The organism is Streptomyces sp. S.PB5 (genome assembly GCF_030403745.1).
GTDB lineage: Bacteria > Actinomycetota > Actinomycetes > Streptomycetales > Streptomycetaceae > Streptomyces.
Map to the genome: position 1 here is coordinate 248,712 of NZ_JAQMWP010000011.1, position 13,523 is coordinate 262,234.

The 13,523-nt window shown below is 71.7% G+C and carries 15 protein-coding genes; 13 read left to right on the forward strand and 2 right to left on the reverse strand.

The features are described 5' to 3' along the window. The first annotated feature begins 2 nt into the window (after window positions 1-2). The 8 genes from PH203_RS28900 to PH203_RS28935 are packed head-to-tail and all read left to right on the forward strand — an operon-like array spanning window position 3 to window position 8,587. On the forward strand, window positions 3-980 hold the full coding sequence (locus PH203_RS28900) for an alpha/beta hydrolase (protein WP_289923526.1): 978 nt from the start codon (window positions 3-5) through the stop codon (window positions 978-980). Continuing rightward, complete coding sequence (locus PH203_RS28905) at window positions 959-2,215, forward strand: aminotransferase class I/II-fold pyridoxal phosphate-dependent enzyme (protein ID WP_289923527.1); 1,257 nt, start codon at window positions 959-961, stop codon at window positions 2,213-2,215. The genes PH203_RS28900 and PH203_RS28905 overlap by 22 nt, the downstream gene beginning before the upstream one ends. Continuing rightward, window positions 2,212-3,141: an ornithine cyclodeaminase family protein gene (locus PH203_RS28910; protein WP_289923529.1), complete on the forward strand. Its 930-nt coding sequence runs from the start codon at window positions 2,212-2,214 to the stop codon at window positions 3,139-3,141. The genes PH203_RS28905 and PH203_RS28910 overlap by 4 nt, the downstream gene beginning before the upstream one ends. Window positions 3,142-3,171: 30 nt before the next feature. Beyond that, entirely contained in the window at window positions 3,172-4,674 is a 1,503-nt protein-coding gene (locus PH203_RS28915) for an aminopeptidase P family protein (RefSeq protein WP_289923530.1), read from the forward strand. After that, entirely contained in the window at window positions 4,667-4,849 is a 183-nt protein-coding gene (locus PH203_RS28920; protein WP_289923531.1) for a hypothetical protein, read from the forward strand. Before PH203_RS28915 ends, PH203_RS28920 begins: the two co-directional genes overlap by 8 nt. After that, entirely contained in the window at window positions 4,846-6,279 is a 1,434-nt protein-coding gene (locus tag PH203_RS28925) for an amidase (protein WP_289923532.1), read from the forward strand. Before PH203_RS28920 ends, PH203_RS28925 begins: the two co-directional genes overlap by 4 nt. Further along, window positions 6,276-7,097 (forward strand): class I SAM-dependent methyltransferase, encoded by an 822-nt coding sequence (locus PH203_RS28930; protein WP_289923533.1) that lies wholly within the window; start codon window positions 6,276-6,278, stop codon window positions 7,095-7,097. Before PH203_RS28925 ends, PH203_RS28930 begins: the two co-directional genes overlap by 4 nt. Continuing rightward, window positions 7,094-8,587, forward strand: a complete 1,494-nt coding sequence (locus PH203_RS28935) for an MFS transporter (protein ID WP_289923535.1) — start codon at window positions 7,094-7,096, stop codon at window positions 8,585-8,587. Before PH203_RS28930 ends, PH203_RS28935 begins: the two co-directional genes overlap by 4 nt. Before the next feature lie 119 nt (window positions 8,588-8,706). Here the strand turns inward: PH203_RS28935 and PH203_RS28940 are convergent, their stop codons facing one another. Next, on the reverse strand, window positions 8,707-10,056 hold the full coding sequence (locus PH203_RS28940; protein ID WP_289923537.1) for an MFS transporter: 1,350 nt from the start codon (window positions 10,054-10,056) through the stop codon (window positions 8,707-8,709). 44 nt (window positions 10,057-10,100) lie between these two features. On the opposite strand from PH203_RS28940, the gene PH203_RS28945 reads away from it, so the two are divergent. From PH203_RS28945 to PH203_RS28960, 4 genes are all read left to right on the forward strand, one after another. Further along, window positions 10,101-11,306, forward strand: a complete 1,206-nt coding sequence (locus PH203_RS28945) for an aminopeptidase (RefSeq protein ID WP_289923541.1) — start codon at window positions 10,101-10,103, stop codon at window positions 11,304-11,306. A 151-nt stretch (window positions 11,307-11,457) separates the two neighbouring features. Continuing rightward, window positions 11,458-12,012 carry a cupin domain-containing protein gene (locus tag PH203_RS28950; protein ID WP_289923544.1) on the forward strand — a complete coding sequence of 185 codons (555 nt, stop codon included), beginning with the start codon at window positions 11,458-11,460 and terminating at the stop codon, window positions 12,010-12,012. Then, window positions 12,009-12,563: a helix-turn-helix transcriptional regulator gene (locus PH203_RS28955; protein WP_289923545.1), complete on the forward strand. Its 555-nt coding sequence runs from the start codon at window positions 12,009-12,011 to the stop codon at window positions 12,561-12,563. The genes PH203_RS28950 and PH203_RS28955 overlap by 4 nt, the downstream gene beginning before the upstream one ends. Before the next feature lie 414 nt (window positions 12,564-12,977). After that, a complete protein-coding gene (locus PH203_RS28960) occupies window positions 12,978-13,160 on the forward strand; it encodes a hypothetical protein (protein WP_289923547.1) in 183 nt (60 codons plus the stop codon). A 5-nt stretch (window positions 13,161-13,165) separates the two neighbouring features. Here PH203_RS28960 and PH203_RS28965 read toward each other — a convergent pair whose 3' ends face one another. Beyond that, window positions 13,166-13,321, reverse strand: coding sequence for a hypothetical protein (locus PH203_RS28965; protein ID WP_289923548.1), 156 nt, complete (start codon window positions 13,319-13,321; stop codon window positions 13,166-13,168). 22 nt (window positions 13,322-13,343) lie between these two features. On the opposite strand from PH203_RS28965, the gene PH203_RS28970 reads away from it, so the two are divergent. Continuing rightward, a complete protein-coding gene (locus tag PH203_RS28970; RefSeq protein WP_289923550.1) occupies window positions 13,344-13,514 on the forward strand; it encodes a hypothetical protein in 171 nt (56 codons plus the stop codon). Window positions 13,515-13,523: the final 9 nt, after the last annotated feature.

Here is a 13,523-nt window from a genome sequence, read left to right on the forward strand (position 1 = left end):
ACGTGACCTCGCTGCAACGCCCGCCCGTGCCGGGCATGGACGCCGTCGACGAGGCGGAACTCGCCGAACTGCTCGACCTGTTGCAGGCCGACGACTGGCCCGAGGACCTCTTCGAGGGGCGTGAGTTCTACGACCGGTGGGGCACCCCGGTGGCCACGGACATCGAGGTGTCCGCCCGCCGGGTGGGCGGGGTGCCGGCCTTCATGCTGACCCCGCCGGACGCGGACCTCTCACGGGTCGGGATCTGGCTGCACGGCGGCGGCTATGTGTTCGGCTCGCAGCAGAGCCACGGCAGCATGGTGGCCGAGGCGGCCCGCGCCGCCGGCATCCCGTTCCTGCACCCCCAGTACCGCCGGGCACCCGAGCACCGCTACCCGGCGGCCCTGGAGGACGCGGTCGAGGTCTATGCCGCCCTGCTCGCGGAGGGCCGCCCGCCGCGGTCGATCGTGGTGGCCGGGGACTCGGCCGGCGGCGGGCTGGTCCTCGCGATGCTGCTCGCCGCCCGGGACCGGGGACTGCCGATGCCGGGGGCCGCCGCCTGTGTGTCGCCCTGGACCGACCTGGCCGGCACCGGGGAGACCTTCACCTCCAAGGAGAGCATCGACCCGCTCATCACCCGGTCCGTGGTGAACGACGTCCAGAAGGCGTATCTGGCCGGCACGGACCCCGAGACGCCGTACGCCTCACCGCACTACGGCGATCCGCACGGCTTCCCGCCCGTGCTCATCCAGGTCGGCGAGCGGGAGATGCTGCACAGCGACGCCGAACGCTTCGCCGTGAAGCTCGCCGGTGCGGCCGTACCGGTCCGGCTCGAAGTCTGGCCCGGCATGGTCCATGTCTGGCATCTGCACCACACCCGGCTGGCGAAGGCGCGTCAGGCGCTGGAACGGCTCGGCTCGTTTCTGAGGGCGCCGGAGTCCGCCGTACCGTCCCCTGCTCCCGCTGCACGAGGAGACGCATGCACACTCGCGACACCGTGACCGACGCGGAGTTCGAGACCACGATGGGACCGCACCGGTTCCGCAACAACCAGCGCATGGTCCCGGCGGGCGAGGCGGCCTGGAAGCTCGCCGGCGAGCACGGCATGCTCGACATCCGCGTCGACGCCACGAACGGCCAGAACCGGCTGCGCGACGTGCGCACCGGTCACGAGTTCCTCAACCTCGCCTCCTGTTCCTACCTCGGCCTCAACAGCCATCCGACGGTCGTCGAGGCCGGTGTCGAGGCGCTGCGCACGGAGAACGTCACCGGCCTCGCCATGGCCGAGTTCCGGATCCGCCTCGAGGCCGCGCACCGGCTGGAGGAGGAGCTGTCGGAGCTGTTCGGCACGCCCGTGCTGCCGTCGATCTCCTGCGGGGTGATCAGCTCCGCGGTGCTGCCGCTGCTGGCCTCCGGGCACATCACCGACACCGACCCGCTGGTCGTCGTCTTCGACCGGTTCGCGCACTTCTCGATGAACTTCGTCAAGCCGGTCGTGGCCGACGAGACGCTCGTGCTGACTTCTCCGCACAACGACATGGAGTTCCTGGAAGACGTCTGCCGCAAGTACCCGCGCGTGGCCTACGTCTGCGAGGGCGTCTACTCCACCGGCGGCCTCGCGGATCTGGAGGGCATCAAGTCCCTGCAGGAGCGGTACGGGATGTACGTCTACATGGACGACTCCCACGCCCTGTCCACCCGGGGACCGAGCGGCGAGGGCTACGCGCGCTCGGTGTTTCGGGAACTCGACGAGCGCACGATGATCGTCGCCTCGACGGCCAAGGCGTTCGGCAGCACCGGCGGGATCGCGATGCTCGGCTCCTCCAGCGTCTTCGACTTCCTGTACCGCTCAGGCCCGATGGGCTGGTCCCAGGGGCTGCGCACCGCCGCGATCGGGACGACCCTGGGCAGCATCCAGGTCCACCGCTCGGCCGAGCTGGGCGAGCGTCAGCGTCAACTGGCCGAGAACATCGCCCTGTTCGACCGGCGGATGAAGGACCGTCCCATCCGCGGCACCGGGTCGCACATCAAGTTCGTCACCGTCGGCGAGAACGAGTGGGCCGTGGAGCTGGCCACCGAGCTGTACCGGCGCGGCTACTACTGCTCGGCGATGTTCTTCCCGGTCGTCCCGCGCGGACAGGCCGGCATCAGGCTGATGCTGCGCGGCGACATGACGACCGAGATGACCGAGAAGTTCGTCGACGCCCTCCAGGACGTACTGGACGGTTTCCTGTGACGGCCACGGACACCGCGCGGACGTCGTCCGTGCGGTCCGTCCGCGCACTGGCCGCGGCGATGGGGGATGCCCTGCGCGGCGGTTCCGTCGTGCGCATGCTGGTCCCGCCGCGCGAGACCGTCGAGGACGCGACGGGCACGAAGTTCATCTCCATGCCCGCCGTGTCGCCCGACCACGACCTGTACGTCAACAAGGTCGCCACCATCGTGGCCTCGCCGGTGCGGGGCCGCGGCGCGACCGTCACCGCCCTGGTGCCGATGTTCTCCGTCTCCACCGGCCGCTACCTCGGAGCGCTCGACGGCGCCACCGTCACCAACCTCAAGTGCGCGGCCGTGACGGCTCTGGTGACCGACCGGTGCGCCGCGCCGGACGGCAGGGTCCTCGGGGTCATCGGGGCGGGCGTCCAGGCCCGCCAGCAGTTCCTCGGGGTGTCGGCGGTGCGCGACCTCGCCGAGGTACGGGTCTTCGCCCGGAACGCGGGCCGTGCCGCCGCCTTCGCCCGTGACATCGGGGCCGCGGCGGCCGCCGCCGGCTCAGCGGTGGAGGTCGTGGTGTGCGACTCCGCCGAGCAGGCGGCCCGGGGCGTCGACATCCTGTCCACCGCCACCACGTCCGTGACACCGCTGCCGATCCCGGCGGACGACCTTCCGGGCCATGTGCACATCAACTGCATGGGGGCGCACACCACCGAGTCCCGCGAACTGCCCGCCGAACTCCTGCGCACCAGCGTGGTCGTCGTCGAGGACCTGGGCACGGCGATCGCCGAGGCGGGCGAGAGCCATGCCCACGCCGTGGAGCTCGATGTCCTCGTCGGGCCCGGGTCGGACGACTTCGCCGGACGGCGGACGGTCTTCGCCTCCACCGGGTGCGCCTACCTCGACCTCATCACCTGCGCCCACCTGAACAGCCACACCCCACCCCACTGATCACCAATCACGAATCACGAATCACGAATCATGAATGAGGACATCACCTTGGCCAACATCGGACGGGAAGAACGCTCGGGCAGCCACGACCGGGCGATCCCCCAGCCGTTCATCGACCTCATGACGACCGGCTGGCGCACCGAGGAGGTGGATCTCACCCCTGTTCCCCAGGTGAAGCATCTCGCCCGGCGCAGGGCACAGCTCTCGGCGGCGTTCCCGGGCGACACCCTGGTCATCCCCACCGGCACCATCCACTCCCGCACCTTCGGCGCCCCCCACCCCTTCCGGGCGGGCAGCGACTTCCTGTGGCTGACCGGCGATCTGGAGCCCGACGGGGTGCTGGTCCTGCACCCGACGGCCACCGGCCACGATCCCGTGCTCTATGCCCGCCCCCGCTCCGACATCGCCTCCGGAGCCCAGTACCTCGACCGGATGGACGGCGAGATCTGGCACGGCCGGCGCTTCTCGCCCGAGGAGAAGGCCACCGTCCTGGAGATCGAGACCCGCTCCCTGGACGACCTGCCCGCCGTGCTGGCCTCGGTGGCCTCCTCCCCGCGACTGCGTGTCCTGCGCGGCTACGACACCGCCCTCGACGGCGGCCTGGAACCCGGCACGCTGCCCGTCACTGCGGCCAACGTCGAGCGGGACGCACTGCTCGCGAGCGTGCTGTCGGAGCTGCGGCTGGAGAAGGACGAATGGGAGATCGCCCAGCTCCAGGACGCGGTCGACGCCACCGTCCGGGGCTTCGAGGACGTGGCCCGGCGGCTGCGCCCCGACGCGCCGACCGCCGAGCGGCTCATCGAGGGCGTCTTCGCCTGGCGGGCCCGCGTCGACGGCAACAGCGTCGGCTACAACTCCATCGTGGCCGGCGGCACCCACTCCACGATCCTGCACTGGGACCGCAACAACGGCCGTATCGAGCCCGGCCAGATCCTCCTCCTCGACATGGGTATCGAGAACAACCAGGGCTACACCGCGGACGTCACCCGCGTCCTGCCGGTCTCCGGCACGTTCACCCCGGCCCAGCGGGACGTGTACGACATCGTGCACGCCTCCCGCACCGCGGGTCTCGCCGCGCTCGCCCCGGGAGTGGAGTTCGCGGAGATCCAGCGGACCTGCACCCGGGTGCTGGCCGAGGGGCTGCGCGGTCTCGGCATCCTCAAGGGCAGCCTCGACGAGGTGCTCGACCCGGAGACGATGGCCCACCGCCGCTGGACCCTGCACGGCTTCGGCCACATGCTCGGCCTGGACGTGCACGACTGCGGCCATGCCCGCCCCGAGCACTACGCCGGAGGCGTCCTGCGCGAGAACCACGTGCTGACCATGGAGCCGGGCCTGTACCTCCAGCCCTTCGACGAGCTGGTGCCCGAGGAGCTGCGCGGCATCGGCGTACGCATCGAGGACGACGTCCAGGTGACCGAGACCGGCCACCGCCTGCTGACCGGGGCGCTGCCCACCGAGTCGTACGAGATCGAGTCGTGGCTCGCCGCGCAGCGCGAGGCGGGTCCTCGGGAGCCGGGCGTCGATGACTGATGTGAGCGAGGCGGAGTTCGACGCGTGCGCCGCGCGGCTCGGCATCGAGGTGCCCGCCGACCTCAAGGGCGGTGTGCTGCGCGGCTACCAGGGCCTGCGGGCCATGGCCGAGCTGCTGCGCGGGGTCCGCCTCGTCGACCCCGGGCACCGCGGCGCAGAGGGAGACGCCGGGTGACCGACGCACTGCACGAGCTCTCCGTGCCGGAGGCCGGGGCGCGGCTGCGCTCCGGCGAGCTCACCTCGGTCGAGCTCACCCGGCACGCCCTGGACCGGATCGCCCGGCTCGACCCGGCGCTGCACGCCTTCATCCTGGTGACGCGGGAGTCGGCGCTGGAGCGGGCCGCGGCGGCCGACCGGGACCTGCGGGCCGGGGTCGACCGAGGGCCGATGCACGGCATCCCCTACGCGCTGAAGGACATCTTCGACGCCGAGGGCGTGCCCACCACCAACGCCTCCCGGCTGTGCGCGGACACGGTGGCTACGGCCGACAGCACGGTCGAGCGGCGGCTGCGGACCGGAGGAGCGGTCGGGCTCGGCAAGCTGACCACCTTCGAGTTCGCGGTCGGCGGCCCGAGCTTCGACCTGCCGTTCCCGCCCGCCCGCAATCCGTGGAGCGAGGACCACGTGCCCAGCGGCTCCTCGTCGGGCTCGGGCGCGGCGGTCGCCGCCGGGCTGGTGCGCGTCACCGTCGGCTCCGACACCAGCGGATCCACCCGCGGCCCGGCGTTCCACTGCGGCGCGGTCGGGCTGAAACCGACGTACGGACTGGTGTCGGGGCACGGCGCCCGGACGCTCTCCCCCACCCTGGACCACTTCGGCCCGCTGACCTGGACGGTCGCCGACGCGGCGGCGGCCCTGTCGGTGATCGCCGGCCCCGACCCGGCCGACCCGCGCACCCGTGACGCCCGAGTCGGCGACTACACAAGGGCGTTGGGACGGCCGGTCGCCGGGCTGCGCATCGCGCACTCGCCGGGCTGGTATGCCGACGACCCGCTGACCAGGCCCGAGATCGTCACCGGCATCGAGCAGGCTCTCGGCGTCCTCGACGGCCTCGGGGCCCGGGTCGAAACGGTCACCCCACCGCCGTACGAGGTGTTCAACGCGTGCGGCCGGATCGTCTTCGCGGCGGAGGCGTTCGCCGAACACCGTGACGAACTGCGCGACCGCCCACGCCTGTTCGGCCGCTACACCTACCAGCGCGTGATGCCGGGCGCGGGTGTCGGCGCCGCCGATCTGCGGCGCGCCCACGAGGTACGGCGGTGGCTGCGGCGACGGCTCGACGAGACCGTCTTCGACCGCCACGACGTCCTCGTCACCGCGTGCGGGCAGACCACCGCCGCCCGCTGGAGCGACTTCCCCGACGACTGGCCGCCGCCCGGGCTCGTCAACGACATGCAGACGATCCCGTTCAGCGTCACCGGCCATCCGGCGCTCGCCCTGCCGATCGGGTTCGCCGACGACGGCCTGCCCGTCGGCCTGCAGATCGTCGGGCGGCCGCACGCCGAGGCGACCGTGTTCCGCGTGGCGTCCGCGCTGGAGGCAGCCCTCGCACAGCGCGACTTACGGCCGCCGCACCCCGCCCCCACCGAAGGAGTGGCCTCATGAGCCGCGACACGGCACTCGCGACCGACTACGCCTCGGGCGCGCTCAGCAAGGACACTCCCGAGGAACTGCAGCGGCTGCGGCTGCTCCAGGCGTGGGGCGACCCCGACACGCGCACCGCGCTGCGGGCGACCGGGCTCGGCGGCGACTGGCGGTGCCTGGAGATCGGTGCCGGGGCTGGTTCCGTCGCGCGCTGGATCGCCGACCAGTGCCCGGACGGCTCGGTCACCGCCGTCGACATCGACACCCGCTACCTCGGTGACACGGAACGCGGCAACCTCGAATGGCGCACCGGTGACATCCGCGCCCTCGACTTCGCGCCCGGCGCCTTCGACCTGGTGCACTCCCGTCTGACCTTCTGTCACCTGCCGGAACGCGAGGAACTCGTCGCCCGGGCCGTGCGGTGGCTGAAACCCGGCGGGTGGCTCGTCCTCGGTGACGCCATGTGCATGCCGGCCGAGTTCTCGGCCCATGCGCCGGTCCGCCGCTTCTTCGGCGCCCTGGAAGTGGGCTGGACGGCGCAGGGCTCCGACCTGACCCGGTGGGCGACCACGATCCCGGCCCGGCTCGCGCGGGCCGGGCTGCGGGACATCGACGCCCTGTCCCGGATCAACCTCCTGGGTGACAAGGGTTCTTACGGTGCCCTCGCCGCCGCCAACATCCGGCAGGAGGGCGCCTATCTGGTCGAGGCCGGCCTGCTCACTTCGGCCGAGGTCGACGAGGTCACCGCCCTGTGCGCGGACCCCGGCTTCACCGACATCCGTTCGATCACGGTCTATGCGTGGGGCCGCAAACCTCTCGACGCGAAGGAAGGTTCATGACGGCGTCCCGTCCCTCCGGACACGCCAAAGCCGACGCCTCCGCAGGCGCCTCGGGCAACGACGCCTGGGCGCCGGCCCGTTGGCGCGGTGTCCTCGGCTGCATCCTCGCCGCCGCCATGACCGTCCTGGACCTGTCCATGACGAGCACCGCGCTGGGCAGCATCCAACAGGGCGTGGACGCCTCGCTCGGCAAGGGTTCGCTGGTCATCACGGCGTACGCGACCGCCGAGCTGATCACCCTCTCGCTGAGCGCCTATCTGACCCGGGCGATGCGCCCGCGCACCTATCTCGTCCTGCTGGTCGGCCTGTTCGTGGCCGGGGCGCTGCTCTCGGCGAGCGCCTGGAACTTCGAGAGCCTGCTCGTGGCACGCCTCGTGCAGGGCGCTGCCAGCGGGGCGATCATGCCGTTCGCCTACTACGCGATCGTCGTCCTGCTGCCCCTGGACGAGCACCCGAAGGCCATCTCCACGTTCTCCCTCACGGTCACCGGCTCCTACGTCCTCGCCCCGATCCTGTGCATCACCCTGGGAGAGTGGATCAGCTGGCGGGCGCTGTACTGCGTGGCCGTCCCGGCGGGCGCGTTCGCGTTGTGGCTGGCCCTGCCGGCGCTGCGGGCCATGCGGCCGGACGAGTCGCCGCTGGGCCGCCGGTTCAACGCGGTGAGCGTGGCGGCGGTGGTGGTCGCCCTCTTCTGCACCCAGTACGTCCTGGACACCGGCCAGGACCGGGGCTGGTTCTCCTCGGCGGTGGTGACGGCCGGGACGGGCACGGCGGTGGTCGCCTTCGCGCTGTTCGCGTGGTCGGAACTGCGCGGCCGCGCCCCGCTCGTCGACCTGCGGCTGCTGCGGCTGCGCCCCTTCCTGGCCAGCTGCGTGTTCAACGTCGTGGCGGGCGGCGCGGTGTACTCCAGCCTTGTGCTGATCCCCCTCTATCTGACCACCCTGGGCTTCTCGACCGGCGAGATCGGCACCGTCTCGCTCTACGGCGGTACGGTCCAGCTCGTGATCGCGCTGGGCCTGCCCGTCCTGCTGCGCCGCGTCGACACCTTCCTCCTCACCGCCACCGGCGCCACGGTCTTCGCCGTCGCCGCGCTGCTGCCCTTCCTGGCCGGCGACACACCGCCGTACGCCGTGATCGTGCTGGCGCTGATGGCCCGCTCGGTGGGGTCCGGGCTGCTGCTCGCCGCGCTGGGACTGATGGCCACCCGTGCGCTCGGCGCGAGCCAGGCCTCGTCGGGGTCGCTGCTGTTCAACATGGCGCGCAGTCTGGGCGGTTCGGTCGGGGCGGCGCTGTGCGCGGCGTTCCTGGCGATCCGGCAGGCCTACCACACCGACGCGACGCACACGGCGGCCGAGGCGCGGATGCCGGCGCTGCACGACGTGCTCGGCGTCGCCTTCGTGATCCTCCTCCTGCTCGCGCTCGCCCTCCTGGCCGGCCATCTGCTGCGTCGACCGGGGGCCCGGGGGGCGGTCAGAGCGACAGACGGGTGACACACCAGCGGCCAGGGGGCGTTCCTCGCCGCCGTGCGGGACAGCGGCGGAATGTCGTGGGCGTTCGTCGACCAGGGGTGACGGCGGCCGGGTGCGGGGCCGGTCGCCGTCCGCCGCCGTCAGGACAGCTCCGCTCCCCGGGTCTCGGGCAGTCGTATCGCGGCCGCCAGGCCGACCGCGCCGGTGGCGAGGATCCACAGGCTCGGGCCGATCGCCGTACCGGTGTGGTCGATCAGCCACTCCAGCACGAACGGGGTGAGCAGTCCGGTCAGCGACCCGGCGACGCTGTACCCCATCGACAGCCCGGAGTAGCGGACCCGGGTCGGGAACGCCTCGGTCAGCACCGCGGGCGCGGCACCGGTGTAGAGGGTGATCAGCACGCTGAAGAGAACGAAGCCGGCCGCGATCGCGGGCGCGGAGCCCTGTCCCATGAGCAGGAACACCGGGTAGGTGAGCACCAGCACCACGACGGTGGAGCCGATCATCACCGGGCGCCGCCCCCAGCGGTCGGCGGCGATCCCGACGAACGGGCACAGCACCAGCCCGACGGCCAGCCCGATGCTCAGGCCGGTGAGTGCCACGTCGAGGGACGACTTCAGCGTCACCACGGTGTAGGTGGTGGAGTAGGTGAGGAAGACGAAGGTCGCCGCGGTGCCGAAGAACGCCAGCCCCCACACGCGGGCGAGGGCGCCGCGGTGCTCGCGGGCGGTCTCCTTCAGCGGGCTGCGGGAGATCTCCTGCCGGCTGTGGAGCTCGGTGAACGCCGGGGTGTCCTGGAGCCTCAGGCGCAGGTAGAGGCCCACCACGCCGAGTGGCAGCGCCACGAGGAACGGGATGCGCCAGGCCCAGGACAGCAGCGCGTCCTGGCCGAGGCCACGGGTGAGCAGGGCGCCGAGCAGAGCGCCGACGAGGAACGACAGCAGGACTGTGAAGGTCTGCCAGCTGGTGTAGAGGGCTCTTCGGCCCGGGGGCGCGTACTCGGCGAGGAAGGAGGCGGAGCCGCCGTACTCGCCGCCCGCCGAGAGTCCTTGCAGGGCGCGGCAGGTGAACAGCAGTACCGGGGCCCAGACGCCGATGTCGGCGTAGGTCGGCAGGAGCCCGATGGCCGCGGTGGAGACCGACATGAGCAGGACCACCGCGGAGAGCGCGGAGCGGCGGCCGAGGCGGTCCCCGAGCGCGCCGAACAGCAGCGCGCCGGCGGGCCGCAGCACCGAGGCGACCGCGTATCCGGCGTAGGTCAGCAGGAGCGCGGCGGTCGTGCTCTGCTCGGGGAAGAAGAGGGTGGCCAGGACGACCGCGAGGGTGCCGTAGATCGCGTAGTCGTACCACTCGACGAAGTTGCCGATGGAGGCCGCCACGACGGGCAGCTTCCGGTCACGGGCGGAGAGGGCCGGGGAGCCGGCGGAGCCGGGGGCGATGGCGGGGTCGGATGACGTGCCGGGGACGGGAGGAGAATTCCTGTCTGCCATAACAATACTTTTCCATACAGGAATTCCGGCGTACAGTCCCCCTCATGGGGATCATGGAGGACTTCACCAGGGGTATCGCCGAACTCGCCGTCACCGTGGGAGCCAACGTCCAGCCCGGCCAGATCGTGGTCGTGTCCGCCGAACCGGGCCATCTGCCGCTCGCGCGCGAGATAGCCCGAGCCGCCTACGACCGCGGGGCCCGCTTCGTCGACGTGAGCGTGTTCGACCCGCTGCTCAAGCGGGTCCGTGTGCAGCACGCCGAGCCCGACACCCTCGCCTTCGTCCCGCCGTGGCTGCCGAGCGCCGTCCTCGCCCAGGGCGAGGCGGGAGCCGCGACCGTGCGGATCACCGGCCCGACCCGGCCCGGTGCACTCGACGGACTCGACCCGGCGCTCGCCGGCCGGGACATGCTCCCGATGCTCCCCGAGCGCCGCACCGTCATCAACGACCGCAGCATCAACTGGACCCTCGTACCGCACCCCTCGCCCGGCTGGGCCGCCGTGGCCCACCCCGAGCTGCCGCCCGAGGAGGCCTTGGCCCGACTCGTCGACGAGCTCTCCCACATCTGCCGCCTCGACGAACCGGACCCGGCGGCGGCCTGGCGCGAGCGCATGACCATGCTCGCCGGGGTCGGCGAGCGGCTGACAGAACGGCGCTTCGACGCGATCCGGCTGCGCGGCCCCGGCACCGACCTCACCGTCGGCCTCCTGCCCAGCTCACGCTGGCTGACCACCGCCATGACCAACCGCGACGGCGTCGGCCATCTCGCCAACCTGCCCACCGAGGAACTGCTCACCACGCCCGACCCGGAACGCGTCGACGGCGTGGTGGCCTCCTCACGCCCGCTGACCCTGGCCGGTGCCACGGTCGACGGCATGCGCATCCGCTTCGAGGGCGGCCGGGCCGTCTCGATCGAGGCCGACCGCGGCGCGGACGTCCTCAAGGGCTACACCTCCCGCGACCCCGGCGCCGCGCGCCTGGGCGAACTCGCCCTGGTGGACGGCCTCGGCCGCATCGGACCGCTCGGCACGGTCTTCCACGAGACCCTGTTGGACGAGAACGCGGCCACCCATCTCGCCTTCGGCTGGGGCTATCTCGCCCCGGTCGCGGACCCGGACGACCACGCGCGCGTCAACACCTCCGCGATCCACGTCGACTTCATGATCGGGTCGGCGGAGATGACGGTGGAGGGGCTCACGGACGACGGCACGGCGGTGACGATCCTCGACCGGGGGGACTGGCGGATCTGACCAGCGGCGGACATGGTTGCCGGGATTCTCAGGGGCTGACCGGGGTGCGCACACGAGCGTGCTTATGATGGGCGCGATCGGCGTACGGTGCGGCACCGTCTCCCGATGTCGAGGGGCACGGGACGCCCCGGGAGCCATTGGGAGGTGGCGCGTGGACGAGATCGTGGAACTGGGCGGCAGGCTCCGCCGATTGCGCCGCGCGCGGAGCCTCACGCTCGCCGAACTCGCCGACAAGGCCAACCTCACCGCCGGCTACCTCGCCAACGTGGAGAACGGCGTCACCACACCGAGCCTCAGCTCTCTGGCAGCCCTCGCGGCCGTGCTGGGCACGGACATGTCGGCGTTCTTCCCGGCCACCGAACGCACCAACGTGCACGTCCACCGCGCCGCCCAGCTGAAGAACCTGCGGGTGGGCAGGAACAGCAGCAGCGTCTACACGGTGCTCTCCGCGCGCTCCGCCGACCCGGCCTTCACCGGCCTCGTCGACCACATCACGCCGTCGGACTCGACCATGTCCGTCTCCCACTTCGGGGAGCGGCTCGCGCTCGTGCTCAAGGGCGAGATCGAGATGCGCATCGGCACCGCGGTGCACCGGCTGGGCGTCGGTGACACCCTGCACTACTCCTCCCATCCCGAGCACCAGCTCAAGGTGATCTCGGAGGAACCCGCGGAGATCCTGTGGGTCGTCACCCCGGCGGTGCTGTGAGCGCCAAGGACGTCGCCCTCGACGAGGACGCGCTGGCTTCCCGTGTCGGCGGCCGGCTGCGGCGGCTTCGCCAGGACCGCGGGCTGACCCTCGCCGCCCTCTCCCGGTCCTGCGGAGTCTCCGTCTCCTACCTCTCCGCGGTCGAGAAGGGCGTCAACCACCCCTCCCTGAACACGCTGGCCGCGATCACCGAGGCCCTCGGCGTCAGCATCCGCACGGTCGTCGCGGAGGAGGGCCAGGAGACCATCCGGCTGTCCGCCATACCACGCCAGCCGTCGGCCACCGCCGAGGTCTCCCACCCCCTGCTCACCCTGCGCGCGTCGATCGTCTCCGCCGCCCCCGGCGACGAGGGAACCTGCCCGGTCGACCTGGAGGACCGCGGCCTCTTCCTCTACGTCGTCACGGGCACCGTCGTCGTCCGGGTCGACGGCACCGAGTACACCCTCGACGCGGGCGACGCGCTCGACGTGACGGAACTCAGCGAGGTGACGTGGCGGAGTCCGGTGGCGTCCGAGGTCACCTGGGTCTCGTGCCCCAGCCGCCGACGGTGAGGAGGCCGGGGCGGCCCGAGTGCTCCACCGTCCTGCCGCAGCGTGCGCGCCCTCGTCCAGCTCCAGATGTTCATGAGCGACCATCTCTGACGTCACGCACCTGAGGCGCCAGGACGAGCTCGCTCATCCCAGGAAGCTCAGCCTCACCTGACGGTCGGCATTGTCGACGTCGGTGTCCACCGGCCTCCGGGATCGTCGACAAAGCCGGTCAGATCGGCGTCGCGGACACGGGCCCAAGGCGTCGGCGACCCCAACTGGTCCGGCTGTTGTCACAGAGCGCTTTGGAACGCCTGCGTGCCGGACTGCCCTCCTCCCCTGTCGTACAGCTGACCCGCCGGCGCCGGATGCCCGCCGAGATCGCTGCCTTCATCTCGGCCGCCTTCTACCACCACCGGGGTTCCGGGTTCCGAGTGGGTGCTGATCGTCCCCCACCTCGCGCAGCGCTTGGCGGTCGTCCGCCACCTGCCCCTGCTGATCGGTGATTCTCAGCTGGCCGATGCCTCGGTCGGCAGCGTCGACTCCTACCAGGGCGGGGAACGCGATGTCGTCCTGTACGGCTTCACGCGCAGCACCCCGAAGGCCGTACCGGCTTTCTGAAGGAGCTACGCCGGGCCAACGTCGCCTTCACGCACGCCAAGAGCCAGCTGGTCCTCACAGGCGACCTGAGCATTCTGATCCGTGCGAACGATCCCGGCTTCCGCGCTCTCATTCACGACCTGCACCAGCATCTGCTCGACCGCGGCGATCTGAGGGACCACGGGGATGTCATGACGGCCCTCCATGAACTTCCCCGAAGAGCGAGTCCTGGAGGACGCCGCCTTCGGCCAGGGCAGAGTGCCCACCCGGTTCCACGCCATGCTGCTGCCCGTCTGGCAGGTGGAGATCGGCGCCGATGTCACCGAGAGTGGTTCACTCCGCTCTCCCCCTTCGCGTGACGTGCCGGGAACGTAAGTCGGAAAT

Excerpts from the sequence above, each read along its gene's own strand:
- PH203_RS28920 (WP_289923531.1), top strand. The coding sequence starts at position 4,667 with ATGACTGATGTGAGCGAGGCGGAGTTCGACGCGTGCGCCGCGCGGCTC.
- PH203_RS28940 (WP_289923537.1), bottom strand. The coding sequence starts at position 10,056 with ATGGCAGACAGGAATTCTCCTCCCGTCCCCGGCACGTCATCCGACCCC.
- PH203_RS28915 (WP_289923530.1), top strand. The coding sequence starts at position 3,172 with ATGAATGAGGACATCACCTTGGCCAACATCGGACGGGAAGAACGCTCG.
- PH203_RS28930 (WP_289923533.1), top strand. The coding sequence starts at position 6,276 with ATGAGCCGCGACACGGCACTCGCGACCGACTACGCCTCGGGCGCGCTC.
- PH203_RS28970 (WP_289923550.1), top strand. The coding sequence starts at position 13,344 with ATGAACTTCCCCGAAGAGCGAGTCCTGGAGGACGCCGCCTTCGGCCAG.
- PH203_RS28935 (WP_289923535.1), top strand. The coding sequence starts at position 7,094 with ATGACGGCGTCCCGTCCCTCCGGACACGCCAAAGCCGACGCCTCCGCA.
- PH203_RS28945 (WP_289923541.1), top strand. The coding sequence starts at position 10,101 with ATGGGGATCATGGAGGACTTCACCAGGGGTATCGCCGAACTCGCCGTC.
- PH203_RS28905 (WP_289923527.1), top strand. The coding sequence starts at position 959 with ATGCACACTCGCGACACCGTGACCGACGCGGAGTTCGAGACCACGATG.